The sequence below is a fragment of the Luteibacter sp. ME-Dv--P-043b genome, assembly GCF_030209605.1.
GTDB lineage: Bacteria > Pseudomonadota > Gammaproteobacteria > Xanthomonadales > Rhodanobacteraceae > Luteibacter.
Genome location: NZ_JARVRT010000008.1, coordinates 55,193 through 71,057, shown reverse-complemented (window position 1 = coordinate 71,057; position 15,865 = coordinate 55,193). Strand labels below are relative to the sequence as shown.

Here is a 15,865-nt window from a genome sequence, read left to right as displayed (position 1 = left end):
AACGCACTCCTGACGGACGAGGGAATGGCGAGGATGCTCAATCGCGATTGAGCTTGCTGTGCTTTATGCCGTAGGTGAAGTAGACGATCAGGCCCAGGGCCATCCAGATGGCGAAGCGCTCGAAGGTGATGGCCGGCAGGCCCCAGATCAGCGCGAGCGAGAACAGGATGCCCAGCGGCGCGACGAACCACACCGCCGGGGTGCGGAACTTGCGCTCCAGGTCCGGCTTGCGCACGCGCAGCACCAGCACCGATGCACAGATGAGGATGAAGGCGCTGAGCGTGCCGATGTTGACCAGTTCGGCGACCTCGCCGATGGGCAGCAGGCCAGCGACCACGGCGGTGAAGATGCCCAGGATCATGGTCGGCCGGGCCGGCGTGCCGTAGCGCGGGTGCACGCGGGCGAACCAGGCCGGCAGCAGGCCGTCGCGTGCCAGCGCGAACCAGATGCGTGCCGCGCCCAGCATGAAGGCGAACAGCACGCTGATCACGCCGATGACGGCGGCTACGGCGATGACGTTGCTGAGCCACGGCAGGCCGATGGCATTGAAAGCATCGGACACGGAGGCCTCGCCGTCGAGCGTGCCGTAGGGCACGATGCCGGTGAGCACCAGCGATACCGCGATATACAGCACCATGGCCACGGCAAGCGACAACAGCACCGCGCGCGGCAGGTCGCGCTGCGGATCACGCGCTTCCTCGGCCGCGGTGGTCAGGGTGTCGTAGCCGAACACGGCGAAGAACACCACGCTGGCACCGGTGAGCACGCCCTGCCAGCCGAAGTGGCCGATGCCCTTGGCGTCGACGATGCGCTCGGGGATGAACGGGTGCCAGTTCGCCGTGTTGATGAAAAATGCGCCCACGCCGATGACCAGCGCCACGCCGATCACCTTGATGCCGACGATGAACGTGTTCAGGCGCGCACCCCACTCGGTCTTGACCGAGAGCAGGACGGCGACAAACAGCGAGATGCCGGCGGCGATGATGTTGAAGCGATGCCCGTCCGTCGGACCCGGCAGGGGCTGGCTGACCGACAGGCCCATGCCCAGCTTCGCCTGCTGCCAGTAGTAGGCCATGGTGTCGGCGCTCATGCTTTTCTGCGCCCACTCCGGCAGGTGCACGCCGGCCGAGGCCAGCAATACCTGCACGTACCCGGACCAGCCGATGGCGACCACCGCCACCACCAGGGCATATTCCAGCAGCAGGTCCCAGCCGATGATCCAGGCCGCGCCCTCGCCGAGCACGGCGTAGCCATAGGTATAGGCGCTGCCGGTGACCGGGATCAGGCCGGCGAATTCCGCGTAGCACAGCGCGGCGCACGCGCTGCCAAAGCCCGCGATGATGAAGCTCAGGGCCACGGCCGGGCCCGCGTTGAGCGCCGCTTGCTGGCCGGCCAGTACGAAAATGCCCACGCCGATGATGCCGCCGATACCGATGGCGGTGAGCTGCCACAACCCCAGCACGCGCCTGAAGTCCTCGCGCAGGCCCACTTCGGCCTGCAATTGCTCGACGGACTTATGCCGGAGAAACCTGGCTAATGACATCGGATAATCCCTTATGACTGGCTGAGCCGGGATCATAGCGGGGCAATCCACCGATGTCTGTCAGGCAAACGGCCTCAGTGAGCGTCCAGTGCCTTGCGTCCCAGCGCCGGATCGTCGGTGAAGAACGCATCGATGCCGGTGGCCAGGTAGGCGCGGATTTCCGCCACCGACCCGGCTTCGTTGCGCGCCGCGTCGTCGCCAGCGTCGCGGAAATCGGCCGCCAGGAAGTGGTTTTCCGGCCGGAAGGTGTACGGGTGCACTTCCAGTCCGGCCGCGTGCGCGTCGTGGACCAGCGGTGCGACCGGTGCCAGCCGGCCGTCCTTCGTCAGCGGGATGATGCTGCGGGTGGACGGCCCGATGGCATCCGCATACGCGGCCACCGTCTTGAGCCCCGCCGGCGTCATCATGGCGCCGTAGGTCAGCGAGGCATCGTCGGCGGGGTGCTTGTCCGGCGCGTCCATCAGCTGCAGCAGGCGGATGTTCGGATGGGTCTTGCCCAGCTTGCCGCGCAGGTAGCGGAGGTTGCCCACCTCGAACGACTGGATCTCCACGGGCGCCGTGCGCGTGTAGGCATGGGCGGCCAGCATCGCCAGCAGCTTGTCCTCCATCGGCAGGCCGATGCCGTGGAAATAGGTGGCGTGCTTGATCTCCGGGATCAGGCCGATCACGCGGTGCCGGGCCGAGGCTTCGGCGGCGACGAACTCGATCATCTCCTCGAAGGTGGGCACGGTGAACTGGCCGTCGTACACCGTGTTCGCCTTGCGGATGTCCGTCAGGCGCTCACGCGCCCGCAGCGTCTTCAGCTCGGCCAGGGTGAAATCCTCCGTGAACCAGCCGGTGATCGTCTCGCCGTCGACCACCTTGGTGGTGCGGCGCGCCGCGAATTCCGGATGGGACGCCACGTCGGTGGTGCCGCCGATCTCGTTCTCGTGCCGCACCACCAGCACGCCATCCTTCGTGGACACCAGGTCGGGCTCGACGAAGTCGGCCCCGTCCGCGATGGCCACGGCATAGGAGGCCAGCGTGTGCTCGGGGCGCAGCGCGCTGGCCCCGCGATGGCCGATGACGAGCACCTTGGCGGCGATCGGCGCGGTCGGGGCGACGGCAGGGACCGGGGCGGCGGGCGTGGACATCGGCAGCGCTCCAAGCAACAGGACCAGGGCGCACGAGGATAGAACAAGCGCCTTCATCAGAAATCCGCCGAGAGGGTGACGAAGGTCTGCCGCGGTGCACTGGCGTGGAAGGCGAGCGAGCGGCCTTGCGCGTCGGTCGCCCCGAACGCGGACAGGTTGCTGGCGTAGCGATGGTCGGTGAGGTTGGTGACATTGAGCGCCAGGGTCAGCGCCTTCAGGCTGCCCATCGCGCCGAACGCGTAGGCCGCGCCGAAGTCGAACGCCGTGGCGCCGGCCACGCTCTGGTCGTTGGTGTACGTGTAGTAGCGCTTGCCGGTGTACTTGCCACGCAGGCTGGCCGACCACGGGCCATAGGTGTAGCTGACTTCGCTGGCGAACATGCGCTTGGGCGTATCCACCGTGGTCTTGTCCTTCACTGGCACGACCACGCCATTGGCTACGTAGTTGTCGTCGTATTTCGAGGTGTTGAACGAGGCCGAGTTGTACCACTCGAAACCGCGGATCGGTTTCCAGATGAAGGTGAACTCCGCGCCGCGGCTGGACACCGAACCCACGTTGACGAACGCGGTATTGCAGCCCGGCCGCGTGCCCTGCTCGATGCTTGAGCACGGGTTGAGCGACAGCAGACGGTTGTCGAACTTCACGTCGTACAGCGCCACGGACGCCTCGTACGCCTGGCCGACACTGCGGAAGCCGCCGTCGATCGAGCGCGACTGCTCGGGCTTGAGATCGGACTTCGAGCCATCGAACGCGGCCTGCCCCACCGCCAGCGGACCACCGGCACCGCCGCCCTGGAACGCGGCGATGTTCTTCGCGTACGACAGGAACAGCTCCTGGCCCGGCGCCAGCTGGAAGGCCAGGCCCGCCTGCGGCAGCAGCGCCTTGTCCGCCTTCAGGGTGCCGTTGGCATAGGGACTTTCCACGCCCGGGCCTTCCACCGCCTTCATCGTGGTGTGGGGGCTCTTGACGCCGAAGTCGACGGTCAGCCGATCGTCCATCGCCTTGAAGCTGTCCTGCAGGTAGGCCTGCCGGGTGGTGATCGTATAGTCCTGGGAGAACAGGCGGCGATCCGGGTCCGACAGGTAGTAGTTGTCGCTGACCGGCCCGTCGATGTAATAGAAATTACGCTCGACATGGTGGTCGTTCTTCTCGTACCACACGCCGCCTTCCACATGGTGGCCGCCCAGGTCCCACGCCAGCGAGGCGATGGCGCCGTTGCGGTTGATCGTGTAGTTGGTGCTGCGGATGGAGATCGGCAGTTCCTCGGCCGTGCCGGGGTTGGAGCGCTGGCCCGGCGACCACCAGTGGCCCTGGCCGGCGTTCTCGTGATGGTATACCTGCGTGTGCAGCGTGGCGCCGTCCGCCACGGCGAAATCGCCGGCCAGGTAGTAAAGATCATCACGGCGCAGGGCACGGCTCTGGTAGTACGCGTCGTCGATGTTGTCCACACCGCCGGAGAAACCGCAGCGCGGGTCCTTCACGCCGCCCTTGGTGTAGATCGGCGCGCAGTACGCCGCAGCCAGAGCGCGGTTCCAGTCCGGCGCATACAGGTTCCAGTCCCAGCCCAGGCCACGCTGCAACCCGCTCTTGGACAGGTAGGCGTAATCGGCCTGCGAGGTGCGCGAGGTGTCGGCGAAGCCGGTGATGCGATTGCCGTCGCCGAACTCGTACACGGCCTTGCCGTTGAACTGCTTGGTGTCCGTCTTCGAGCCGGGCTGCGCCCACATGTCCGCATCGGCCCTGGCGCCGGACAGGTACATGGAGAAACCCTTGTAGTCACCGGAATCCAGGCGGACATACGTGCGGCGGTTGTGGTCGCTGCCGAAGGTCTGTGCCACCTTGCCGCCGAAGGTTTTCGACGGGTCGGCCGAGAAATACTGGATGGCGCCGCCCAGGTTGCTGGTGGACGCGGTGCCCAGCGCACCGATGCCCTCGGACAATTCCACCGTGGCCATGTTCTCGGCGATCAGGGCGCGCGAGATGTTCAGGCCGTTGTAGTTGCCGTAGGCGTTGTCGCCCAAGGGCAGGCCGTCCAGCGTGTAGCCCAGGCGCGTGGCGTTGAAACCGCGTAGGGTGATCGTCTGCGACTCCTCGTTGGCACCGAACGCGTCGTTGGACTGCACGGACACGCCGGGGAGGCGATTGAGGATCTTCTGCGGGCTGGTGCCGGGCGGCAGCACCTTCTGGTCGTCGGGCACGATGCGCTGCACCTGGCGCGTCTCGCCCTGGCCGATCACGGATACCGCGTCCAGGTCCTGGGTTTTCGGCGGCGGCGTATCGTCCGCGTGGGCCTGCATGGCAAAGGCGGAAGCGAGGGCGAGGAACAGGGCGCTGCGGCAGGGCTTCATCGATGGTGGCTCGTCGAACGGAGGAAGCCGCCAAGCGTGACCGCGCACTGTGTACATTTTCTTACGAAACCAAGACGGTGCCGCACACGGTGACGATCGTCACGCGGTGGCGCGGTACCGATATTGCAACACGCACGCCTCACCATGGCCCGTTTTACCCTCACGCGGAACCGATCCATGCATCCTCTCGCCCGACTCGTCGCCCTTCCCCTGGCCGTGCTGGCCATGCAGGCCCACGCGGCGCATCGCGTCATCGTGTTCGTCTGGGATGGCATGCGGCCGGATGCCATCAGCGAGGACGACACGCCGCACCTCGCGGCACTCGCGAAGCAGGGCACGTTCTTCGCGGACAACCACGCCACGTACCCGACCTTCACCATGGTCAACGCGTCCAGCTTCGCCACCGGCTCCTTCCCCGGGACCATCGGCTTCTTCGGCAACCGCTTCTGGGCGCCCGGCGCGAACGGTGCCGATGCCAAGGGCGCGCCGGTGGACTTCAGCGTGCCGATCTTCACCGAGGACTACGCGATCCTGCGCGACCTGGACGACCACTGGCACCACGACCTCCTGCAGGCACCGACCCTGCTGGAACGGGCGCGCAAGGCCGGGCTGAAAACGGCCGTGGTCGGCAAGTCGGGCCCGGCCTTCCTCCAGGACATCCACGAGGGCGGCCTGATCCTCGACGAGAACGTCGCACTGCCGCTCGCCTTCGCGCAGAAGCTGCAGCGCGCCGGGTTCGCGTTGCCCGCCAACACGGTGCATGCGTACGATCCCGACCACTTCCACCTGGAGCCGGACAACGGCACGCCCACCGCGCAGTTGCCGCTGGTCACGCTGAAGGACGGCGTCACCTCGGATGCCTCCGACGGAGCCGGCGCGCCGCCGACGCCCTCCAACGCGTTCCTGATGAAAGCCTTCCTGGAGTACGTGCTGCCGGTCGAAAAACCCGATGTGAGCTTCGTGTGGCTACGCAACCCGGACGCGACGCAGCATGCCTACGGCGTGGGCTCGCCGAACTTCCACCTGGCGCTGCGTGCGCAGGACGAACTGCTGGGGCAGTTGCAGGACCGGCTACAAGCGCTCGGCATGGCCGCCGACACCGACCTGGTGATCGTCTCCGATCACGCCCACAGCAACGTCGCCGGCCCGGCGGATCTTTTCCCGCTGCGGCAGATCGCCGACGGACGGGTCGGACGCATCGATCCGGAATGGGGTTTCTCCAGCGCGGGCGCGATTCGCCTGGCTGACGAAATGACGCGTGCCGGGCTGCCCGCCTTCGACGGCATGGGCTGCATCTACGCACCGGTGATGGCCGGCGTGAAGGCCGACGGCACGCCGCTGCGCCCCACCCGCTTCGACGACGACGGTCGCGTCTGCGGCAAGCCGGGTCCGTACACCACGCCGTCGTACAAGCTGCCCGCCGACGGCGCGGGAAAGGCGTTCGTCCTCGCACCCAACGGCGGCAGTGAATACCTCTACCTGCCCTCGCACGATCGCAACCGCATCGTGGATGCCGTGCGTTTCCTGCAGGGCCACGAGATGTTCGGTGCGATCTTCGTCGACGCGCGTTACGGGAAGATTCCCGGCACGCTGCCGCTGGCCACCGTACACCTGGAAAACACCCGCTCGCCGGACATCGTGGTCAGCTACGACTTCGATACGGAAGCGACGGTGCAGGGATTCAAGGGCACCGAGTACACCAGCATGTCCAACGAGCGCGGCATGCACGGCAGCTTCAGCCCCATCGACGTGCACAACCTGCTGTTGGCCAGCGGGCCGGATTTCCACAAGGGCCTGCGCAGCGAACTGCCCAGCGGCAATGTCGACCTCGCACCCACGCTGGCCGCCGTGCTGGGCGTGAAACTGGGCAGTCCGGACGGGCGCGTCCTGCGCGAGGCGCTCGAAGGGCATGAGGCCAGCCAGCTGAGTGTCCGCCCGGTGGATGTCACCACCGACACCGCGCATGGCCTGGACGTACGCCGCGTGGACGGTAGCGCGATGCAGCGCTCGGCCTATCGCTTCGTGCTGAAGACCAAGCAGCTGGACGATAACGGCAAGGTCTACACGTATTTCGACCAGGCCAAGGCCGAGCACCTGCCCTGACCGCCCGCGTTTCTGCTAGCGTGCCGACCGCACTCCCGATTCCACACGGACCTTTCCGATGCTCAAGTCCCTCGCACTGGCCACGCTCTCGGCCGCCCTGCTCGCCGGCTGCACCACGGCGCAGAAAGCCGATACCGTCACGCCCCGTTCCGGCAGCGTCGCGAACGGTTCGACGCTGGATCTGGCGATCCTCGAAACCACCGACATCCATTCGAACATTCTTTCGTACGACTACTACAAGCAGAAGAACGATCCCAGCTTCGGCTACGAGCGCCTGGCCACGTTGATCCGGCAGGCGCGCAAGGAGTTCCCGAACACCGTGCTGTTCGACAGCGGCGATACCATCCAGGGCTCGGTGCTGGCCGACTACCAGGCGATGGTCAAGCCGGTGGGCTGCGACACGGAGCTGGGCATCTACGCGGCCATGGACGCGATCGGCTACGACGGCGGAACGGCCGGCAACCACGAATTCAACTACGGCCTGCCCTTCCTCGCGCAGGTGACCAACACGCCGATGAACGTGGATGGGGTGAAGCCCACGGCGTGCGCTGGTCCGAAGTTTCCGCTGGTGCTTTCCAACGTCTACAGCGCTCGCGACAAGCAGCCGATCTTCAAGCCGTGGACGATCGTGAGCAAGACGGTCGAGGTGAAAACCGCCGACGGCAAGACCGTGCCAACCACCTTGCGCATCGGCATCATCGGTTTCACCCCGCCGCCCATCCTCGACTGGGACAAGCGCAATCTGCAGGGCAAGGTCACCGTCGACGGCGTGGTGGAAGCCGCGCAGCGGTACATGCCGGAGGTGCTGGCACAGAAGCCCGACCTGGTCGTCGCCATCCTGCATGGCGGCCTCAACACCGCGCCGTACACGCCGCAGATGGAGAACGGCGGCTGGTACCTCGCCGGCGTTCCCGGTATCGACGCGTTGCTGCTCGGCCATTCGCATACCGAATTCCCGGGGCCGCGCTACATGGGCATGAAGGACGTGGACGCGAAGCGCGGCATCGTGCGCGGTGTGCCCGCCGTCATGGGTGGCTTCTTCGGCAAGGACCTGGGCATCATCAACATGACGCTCACACGCGAGAACGGCCGCTGGGTGGTGCAGAAGGACAAGAGTCACAGCCAGGTCCGGCCGATCTGCCCGAAGAAGAACGAGTGCGTGCCCGTCGATCCCACCATCGCACCCATCGTGGCGCCAGCTCACGAGGCCGCGGTGGCTTACGTCAACACGCCGATCGGCGCCACCGACCACGACCTGACCAGCTACTTCGCCGACGAAGGCAACATGAGCGCGCTGGCGGTGGTCAACGCCGCGCAGGCCGACTACGCCCGCGACGAGATCGCCCGCGCGCATCCGGAACTGAAGGACATACCGGTGATCTCGGCGGCCTCCGCCTTCCGTACCGGCTTCGGTGGCCCCGACGACTACACGGACGTGCCGAAGGGCCCGATGACGATCCGCAACGCGGCCGATCTGTACTTCTATCCGAACACGCTGGCGGCGGTGAAGATCGACGGCGCGGCGGTGAAGGCGTGGCTGGAAAAATCGGCCACGCGTTTCAACCGCATCGATCCGACGAAGGAAGACGAGCAGACGCTCACGGGTAAGCTGGTGCCGTACAACTTCGACCAGATGCAGGGTGGCATCACCTACACCATCGACATCACCCAGCCGGAAGGGCAACGCATCGGCGACCTGCGCTACAAGGGCAAGCCGATCCGCGCCGACCAGTCCTTCATCGTCGTGACCAACAGCTATCGCGCCAACGGTGGCGGCGAGTTCCCGGGCATGAACGGCGAGTCCGTGGTGCTGAACGCGCCCGACGGCAACCGCGAGGTGGTGATCCGCTGGATCCAGGCGAAGAAGACGATCACCGGCAAGGAAGTCGATCCTCGCTCGTGGCACTTCGTGCGCGTCAAGACGAAGGGTCCGGTGACCTTCACCGCCGCGTCCGGCAAGCAGGACATCGCGGCGGCACAGGGCCTGGCGATCACGCAGGTGCACGACAACGGCGACGGCACGGCGGTGTACGCGCTGGACCTGTCGAAGCGCTGAAGGTGCGTGCCTCGGTTTCCACCCGCCATCATGGCGGGTGGAAACCCGATTCAAACCGCTTGACAGCCGCTATCACGCGGGCATAACGTCGGGCTCATGTCTTCCCTTGCGCCCGCGCTGCGTTTCCTTACGGCCTCCACGGCCGGCACGCGTGCGTCCGTGACCACCACCGCGACTACCATCACTACGACCATTACCATGGTCGGAGGATCGGAGTTCGCGCGCGCCTAGTTCTTGTCGCTGCCGGCCCCGACCTCCCGCAGGACGGGACCGGCGCCGGAACTTCCAGCCGACACCCTCCCTCCTGATGTGACCAAGGGCCTCTTACCGGAGGCTTCGATCGTGTCCATCGCTGTCGCGTTACCCCGCTCACCCTTACGTGCCGCGCCCGTACGCGCCGCCGTCCAGCCCCTCGTCGTGCATGTGGGCGTCGTCGGACCCGGCAAGGTCGGCAGCGCACTGCTGAACCAGCTGCGCGGCGCCGCACCGCGCCTGCGTCGCGACTTCAACCTGGAGCTCAGCCTGCGCGGCGTCAGCGACAGCCGCCACATGTGGCTGGATTGCGACGACGACGCCCTCAACGCGCGGCAGCACGGCGCGCAGACCTGGCGCCCGGTGGAGCTGGACGAATTCGCGGCCTATGTCGCCGGCGACGGCAGCCATGTGGCCATCCTGGCCGACTGTAGTGCCAGCGACCGGGTGGCGGATCACTACGCCGGCTGGCTGGGTGCCGGCATCCATGTGGTCACGCCCAACAAGCGCGCGGCCAGTGGCCCGCTGGAACGCTGGCGACAGATCGGCGCCGCGGCCGAGGCCAGTGGCGCCCACCTGTATTACGAGGGCACGGTGGGCGCCGGCCTGCCGGTGGTGCAGACGCTGCGCGACATGATCGACACGGGCGACGAGCTGGCCGCCGTCGAGGGCATGCTATCCGGCACGCTGGCCTGGCTGTTCAACCGGTTCGACGGCTCCGTGCCGTTCTCGACGCTGGTGCGCGAGGCGCATGCCATGGGCTATACGGAGCCCGATCCGCGCGACGACCTGTCCGGCATGGACGTGGCACGCAAGGTCGTCATCCTCGCTCGCGAGGCCGGCCTGGCGCTGTCGCTGGAGGATGTGGCCGTGCGCAGTCTGATTCCCGCGGAGCTGGCCGAGGCCTCCCGCGAGGCCTTCATGGACCAACTGGCCCTGATGGATGCCCCGATGGCCACGCTGCTGGCCGATGCGCGGTCGGCAGGCGGCGTGCTGCGCCATGTCGCCCGGCTGGACGGCGGTCGCGCCAGCGTCGGCGTGCAGGTGGTCGAGGCCGACCACGCCTTCGCCCATTCGAAGCTGACCGACAACGTGCTGCGTTTCGCCACGCGCCGTTACTGCGACAATGCGCTGGTCGTCCAGGGACCGGGTGCCGGTCCCGAAGTCACGGCCGCCGCGGTATTCACGGACCTGCTGCGCGTGGCCGGCGCCATGGGAGTAAAACGGTGCGCATGTTGAACGAAGATTCCTTGCCCCTGGCCCGCGCGGATGTCGCGGTGGCGGAGGCCTATGCCAGTGTCGGCAATGTCGGCATCGGCTTCGATATCCTGGGCCACAGCGTAGCCGGCGCGGGCGATCGCGCCGAGGTGCGCCGCATCGCCGAGCGCGAGGTGCGCATCGCCGCCATCCATGGCGTGGTCACCGACCTGCCGCTGGCCGCCGCGGACAACACCGCCGGCGCCGCGTTGCTGTCCATGATGCACGCCCTTTCCCTGCCCTTCGGTTTCGAGCTCACGCTGTACAAGGGCATTGCGCTGGGCTCGGGTATGGGCGGATCGGCCGCATCGTGTGTCGCCGCGTTGGTCGCCGCGAACGCCCTGCTGGACGAGCCGCTGCCGCGCGAGGCGCTCTATCCGTTCGCGCTGGACGGCGAGGTGGTGGCCAGCGGCAGCCGACACGGCGACAACCTGGGGCCGATGCTGTTGGGCGGCCTGGTGCTGTCCACCCACACACGCCTGGTGCGCATTCCCGTGCCGGCGGCATGGCACTGCGCGCTGGTGCATCCGCATGTGGTGCTGGAAACGCGCCGGGCGCGCGCCGCACTGGCCGGGCACTACGCCCTGGGCGAGTTCGTCGCGCAGAGCGCCCACCTGGCCCTGGTGCTGGCGGGCTGCTATCGCGGCGATGCCGCCCTCGTTCGTGAAGGCCTGTCCGATGTGCTGGTCGAGCCGCGCCGCGCGCCGCTGATTCCTGGTTTTGCGCAGGTCAAGCAGGCTGCCCTGGACCACGGCGCCCTCGGCGCCAGCATCTCCGGCGCCGGCCCCAGCGTGTTCGGCTGGTTCGAGGATCGCGCCTCGGCGCAGGCCGCGGCGCAGTCCATGCACGCGGCTTTCGCCGCCGCCGGCCACGACAGCGATCTGCTGGTGGCGCCGGTGGACGGCCCCGCGGCGAGGGTGCTGTGACCATGCGCTACGTCAGCACGCGCGGCGGTGCCGCGCCCGTCAGCCTAAGCGATGCGATCGCGGCAGGCATCGCACCGGATGGCGGACTGTACGTCCCGGAAGCCATGCCCACGGTGTCGCCGCCACCTCGCGGGGGCACGCTGGCCGATACCGCGTCGTGGATGCTGCGACCGTTCTTCGCGGGCGATCCGCTGGAAGCAGCGCTACCCGCCATTTGCGCCGATGCCTTCGCCTCTCCTGCGCCACGCCGGGCGTTGCCGATCGACGGCGCACACGTGCTGGAGCTGTTCCATGGACCGACTGCCGCCTTCAAGGATTTCGGCGCACGGTTCCTTGCCGCCTGCCTCAGTCGCCTGCGTCGCGAGGGCGACAGCCCCCTGACCATCCTGGTCGCCACGTCGGGCGATACCGGCGCGGCCGTGGGTGCCGCATTCCACAACCTGCCGGGCGTGCGCGTCGCCATCCTCTATCCGGACAACCGCGTCTCGCCGCGCCAGGCCCATCAGCTGGGCAGCTTCGGCGGCAACGTGCGCGCGCTGCGTGTCGAAGGCAGTTTCGACGATTGCCAGCGACTGGTGAAAGCCGCGCTGGGCGATCCTGCCCTGCAGGCAGACGTGCCGATGTCCTCCGCCAACAGCATCAGCCTGGGCCGGTTACTGCCGCAGATGGCGTACTTCGGCCATGCGGCCATCCATGCGGACGAACCGATGAACACCATCGTGCCCACCGGCAACCTCGGCAACGCCGTGGCCGCGTTGTGGGCTCGCCGGATCGGGCTGCCCCTGGGCGATGTGGTGTTCGCCTGCAACGCCAACGACACCCTGCCGGCCTTCTTCGGCGGCCAGCCGTATCGTCCGCGCGATGCCGTGCCGACCATCGCCAATGCCATGGACGTGGGCGCGCCCAGCAACTTCGAGCGCCTGACCCACCTGTTCGGCGGCGAAGACGCGGCGCGGGTCCAGGGCCATGCCGAGGGCGTCGATGATGCCCAGATCCGCGACGTGATCCGCCGGCATGCCGCCAACGACGGCGAGGTGTTCTGTCCGCACACGGCCACCGCCATGCGCGTGTTCGAACGCCTGCGCCTGGCGGGCGATGGTCGCGCATGGACCTTGGCCGCCACCGCGCACCCCGCCAAATTCGAGAGCGTGGTCGAACCCCTGATCGGTCGTCTCGTCGCCGTGCCCGAGGCCCTGGACGCCATGCTGGCGCGGGAAGCCCACGCCGACCCGCTGGTTGCAGACAGCCGCCTGTTCGCCGACTGGCTGCGCCAATGGGCGCACGGGTAACGCAGGGCACACCCATAACCCAGGCGCGGCGAGGCACCGCGGCCCCGCGACACCGCGGCACCGCGGCACCGCGGCACCGAGGGTAGGAGCGCACGCACGTGCGCGAACCCTCAGCCTTACACTGAGGCGAATGAAGCCACCCGCCAGACCATGCGAGCGCTTCCGTGCATCCGGCGTGCGCTTTTCGGACGCACGGAAACGCTCGCATGGTTGGGGGGGGACGGCATCGATCGCCTTTGCCGTGGTGAGGGTTCGCGCACGTGCGTGCGCTCCTACGCCCTTACCGTGCGGATCCGTCACCCGTACGGATCCGCACCGTAGATATCCGCCCACCCGTACGTGTCAGGGTGCGGGGTCGTCCAGCAGCGCCCTGATCGATTCGCCTGCACGGGTCACGGCGCCCAGTGCGCCGGTGGACGACGACGCCGGCAGGGTCTGGGTCGCGCGACGAAGAAGCGAATCCAGTCGCCCCTCGGGGTCGTAACGGCCCTGGCGATCGATCGAGGTGCCATCGGCTCCACGCGCCGCCTGGAGCGTGCCGTCCGCGGCGTAGACCAGCGTCACCGCATCGTCGAGTATGACCACCCGGTCGTCGCTGACCACGAAACTGGACGTACCGAGGGTGGACGTCGCCCGCACATGCCGGCCGTCCGCTTCCGGGGTGACGGTCCAACGGACCGTTTGCTCGCCCTCGGTCACCTCGCGCACGGCCAGTTCGCCCTTGTCGAAGGTGTCGACGATGGCCAGCCGGGGAGCGCGGGCGGACGGATACCCGCCCGCCTGGCAATACACGGGAAATGGACCACCCAGATCGATGCTGCGGTTGGCGTAAGGGCCCAGCGGCATGCCGAACGCGATCTGGTAGAGGGAAAAGCCCGCCGGGCAGGAGTACACGCCGGGGCCACCGTCTTCGAAGCGCATCCACTCGGCGTCGCCCCCGGGACGATCGTGCAGGTACTGGTAGATGTAGTCGTAGCCCGAGTCGGTGGTACGAACCACCAGCAACTGGCATTGCAGGTAGCCGCTGTTGTCGCAGTCCTGCCACATGGCGCGCATCGAGGCTTCGGCCGGGTCGCGGTAATACTGGCCTGCGGCGCGGTACTCGGCGAAAGGCGGCGGTGCGTCGTCCGCCTGGGCCAGGGGAGAGATCGCGAGGAAAGTGCATGCCGTGAGCCGCGCCATGCTGCGCGCTCCGACCGTCCGTTGCTTGGTCATGGAATCATCCTTTGGGGAGACATCGTAGGAACGTGGCCATTCTGGTAGGCGGAAATCCGCACGGTCAATGCGGACCATGCGATGCCCGTCACACTCCGAAAAGTTGTCCGTTTTTCTCATTTTCGAGGGCATACCACTTCGTCTCAGGCCGCAGTCCCACGGGCTCGGACGCAACGGACCACAGCCACGGGCGTCTAGCCGTCCAAACATCCGCGCAAGAATGTTTCATCCGAAAGTGTTGACAGGGCGATCCGAACTGGCATACGTTCGATCGCATGACGCAGCGCACCACCCATGGCCGCTTTGACCTGTCCCGCCTCCCGGCGGTAGACGGCAAGCTGCGTCTCGGTGGCGGCCTCCTTCTCCTTAGCCTTGTACTTATTACCTGCGGAGGTGCGGGCTGAGGGCAAGTGTCCAGGTGAACTAAGCAAAACAACCTGAAGACTCCTGAAGAACCCCGCACCCGGCAACGGATGCGGGGTTTTTTATTGCCCCCGACCCGCCTCTTCCACGAGCGGAGCCAGACATGAATCCAGCAACCCAGGGCAGCAACGACACCGTCGAGAGCGACGTAGGCGACCGCGTGCGCATCTTCGACACCACCCTGCGCGACGGCGAGCAAGCCCCCGGCTTCTCGATGGATCGGCGCGCGAAGCTGCGCATGGCGCATGCCCTGGAAGAGCTTGGCGTGGACATCGTCGAGGCCGGTTTCCCCCAGGCCTCGCCCGACGATTTCGCCGCCGTGGCCGAGATCGCCCGCGCACTGAAGGCAACCACCGTGGCCGCGCTGGCACGATGCCAGGCGGGCGATATCGACAGCGCGGGCCGTGCCCTGGAAGGCGCGAACCATGGCCGCATCCACCTGTTCCTGTCGACCAGCCCGCTGCACCGCGAATACAAGCTGGGCAAGAGCAAGCAGGAGGTGATCGATATCGCCGCCGCGGCGATTCATCGGGCGAAGGCGATGGCCCACGAGGTGGAGTTCTCAGCCGAGGATGCCTTGCGCACCGAACCGGAATACCTGGCAGAGATCTTTTCGGTGGCTGCCGAGGCAGGCGCCACCATCCTCAACGCACCGGACACCGTGGGCTATGTGACGCCGGACGAAATCACCCGGATGTTCACCTACCTGCGCCAGAACGTGAGAAACGCAGACAAAGTGGTGTTTTCGACGCACTGCCACGACGACCTCGGCCTGGCCGTCGCCAACTCGCTGGCCGCCGTCGCCGCGGGTGCCCGGCAGGTGGAATGCACCATCAACGGCATCGGCGAGCGCGCAGGCAACGCGGCCATGGAAGAGATCGTGATGGCACTGCACACGCGCCGGCCGCTGTTCCAGGTCGACACCGGCATTGTCACCCGTCACTTCTATCCCACCTCGCGGCTGCTGGCCGAAGTCACCGGCCAGGCAGTTCCCCGCAACAAGGCCATCGTCGGCGACAACGCCTTCGCGCATGAATCGGGCATCCACCAGCACGGCATGATCCGGCACCGCGGCACCTACGAAATCATGCGGCCGCAGGATGTCGGCGCGAAGACGTCGCTGGTGCTGGGCAAGCACTCCGGCCGCCATGCGCTGCGCCAGCGCCTGGAAGAGCTGGATTACCGCATGGACGAAGCGACGCTCGATGCCGTCTTCGACCGGTTCAAGGTGCTGGCGGATCGCCAGCGCTCCGTGACCAACGACGACCTCACCACCCTGATGACCACTCCCCCCGCACCCACCCCCACCCAGGCCGCGTG

General features: G+C 67.3%; 9 protein-coding genes and 1 pseudogene. 6 read left to right on the top strand and 4 right to left on the bottom strand.

Annotated features, from left to right (window positions below; translation table 11 throughout):
* Positions 1-37 precede the first annotated feature (37 nt).
* The 3 genes from QRN34_RS05305 to QRN34_RS05295 form a co-directional block, all read right to left on the bottom strand.
* Complete coding sequence (locus QRN34_RS05305) at positions 38-1,543, bottom strand: amino acid permease (RefSeq protein ID WP_285402662.1); 1,506 nt, start codon at positions 1,541-1,543, stop codon at positions 38-40.
* Between the two features lie 74 nt (positions 1,544-1,617).
* On the bottom strand, positions 1,618-2,676 hold the full coding sequence (locus QRN34_RS05300) for a glycerophosphodiester phosphodiesterase (RefSeq protein WP_285403075.1): 1,059 nt from the start codon (positions 2,674-2,676) through the stop codon (positions 1,618-1,620).
* Between the two features lie 56 nt (positions 2,677-2,732).
* On the bottom strand, positions 2,733-4,973 hold the full coding sequence (locus tag QRN34_RS05295; RefSeq protein ID WP_345782894.1) for a TonB-dependent receptor: 2,241 nt from the start codon (positions 4,971-4,973) through the stop codon (positions 2,733-2,735).
* Positions 4,974-5,201: 228 nt separating this feature from the next.
* Between QRN34_RS05295 and QRN34_RS05290 the strand changes: the two genes are divergently transcribed.
* From QRN34_RS05290 to thrC, 5 genes are all read left to right on the top strand, one after another.
* Positions 5,202-7,127 carry an alkaline phosphatase family protein gene (locus tag QRN34_RS05290; protein WP_285402660.1) on the top strand — a complete coding sequence of 642 codons (1,926 nt, stop codon included), beginning with the start codon at positions 5,202-5,204 and terminating at the stop codon, positions 7,125-7,127.
* Between the two features lie 58 nt (positions 7,128-7,185).
* Positions 7,186-9,183 carry a bifunctional 2',3'-cyclic-nucleotide 2'-phosphodiesterase/3'-nucleotidase gene (locus QRN34_RS05285; RefSeq protein ID WP_285402658.1) on the top strand — a complete coding sequence of 666 codons (1,998 nt, stop codon included), beginning with the start codon at positions 7,186-7,188 and terminating at the stop codon, positions 9,181-9,183.
* 417 nt (positions 9,184-9,600) lie between these two features.
* Positions 9,601-10,674: a homoserine dehydrogenase gene (locus QRN34_RS05280; RefSeq protein ID WP_285403073.1), complete on the top strand. Its 1,074-nt coding sequence runs from the start codon at positions 9,601-9,603 to the stop codon at positions 10,672-10,674.
* The gene (locus tag QRN34_RS05275; RefSeq protein ID WP_285402656.1) at positions 10,668-11,618 is read left to right on the top strand and encodes a homoserine kinase; all 951 of its coding nucleotides are present in this window, start codon (positions 10,668-10,670) and stop codon (positions 11,616-11,618) included. Before QRN34_RS05280 ends, QRN34_RS05275 begins: the two co-directional genes overlap by 7 nt.
* A 2-nt stretch (positions 11,619-11,620) precedes the next feature.
* Positions 11,621-12,907, top strand: a complete 1,287-nt coding sequence (thrC, locus tag QRN34_RS05270) for a threonine synthase (protein ID WP_285402655.1) — start codon at positions 11,621-11,623, stop codon at positions 12,905-12,907.
* A gap of 342 nt (positions 12,908-13,249) precedes the next feature.
* Here thrC and QRN34_RS05265 read toward each other — a convergent pair whose 3' ends face one another.
* The gene (locus tag QRN34_RS05265; RefSeq protein ID WP_285402653.1) at positions 13,250-14,122 is read right to left on the bottom strand and encodes a hypothetical protein; all 873 of its coding nucleotides are present in this window, start codon (positions 14,120-14,122) and stop codon (positions 13,250-13,252) included.
* 526 nt (positions 14,123-14,648) lie between these two features.
* Between QRN34_RS05265 and QRN34_RS05260 the strand changes: the two are divergent.
* Positions 14,649-15,827: pseudogene (locus QRN34_RS05260) on the top strand (2-isopropylmalate synthase); the annotation flags it as partial.
* Positions 15,828-15,865: the final 38 nt, after the last annotated feature.

Excerpts from the sequence above, each read along its gene's own strand:
- QRN34_RS05285 (WP_285402658.1), top strand. The coding sequence starts at position 7,186 with ATGCTCAAGTCCCTCGCACTGGCCACGCTCTCGGCCGCCCTGCTCGCC.
- QRN34_RS05305 (WP_285402662.1), bottom strand. The coding sequence starts at position 1,543 with ATGTCATTAGCCAGGTTTCTCCGGCATAAGTCCGTCGAGCAATTGCAG.
- thrC (WP_285402655.1), top strand. The coding sequence starts at position 11,621 with ATGCGCTACGTCAGCACGCGCGGCGGTGCCGCGCCCGTCAGCCTAAGC.
- QRN34_RS05300 (WP_285403075.1), bottom strand. The coding sequence starts at position 2,676 with ATGTCCACGCCCGCCGCCCCGGTCCCTGCCGTCGCCCCGACCGCGCCG.
- QRN34_RS05290 (WP_285402660.1), top strand. The coding sequence starts at position 5,202 with ATGCATCCTCTCGCCCGACTCGTCGCCCTTCCCCTGGCCGTGCTGGCC.
- QRN34_RS05275 (WP_285402656.1), top strand. The coding sequence starts at position 10,668 with ATGTTGAACGAAGATTCCTTGCCCCTGGCCCGCGCGGATGTCGCGGTG.
- QRN34_RS05295 (WP_345782894.1), bottom strand. The coding sequence starts at position 4,973 with ATGCAGGCCCACGCGGACGATACGCCGCCGCCGAAAACCCAGGACCTG.
- QRN34_RS05265 (WP_285402653.1), bottom strand. The coding sequence starts at position 14,122 with ATGACCAAGCAACGGACGGTCGGAGCGCGCAGCATGGCGCGGCTCACG.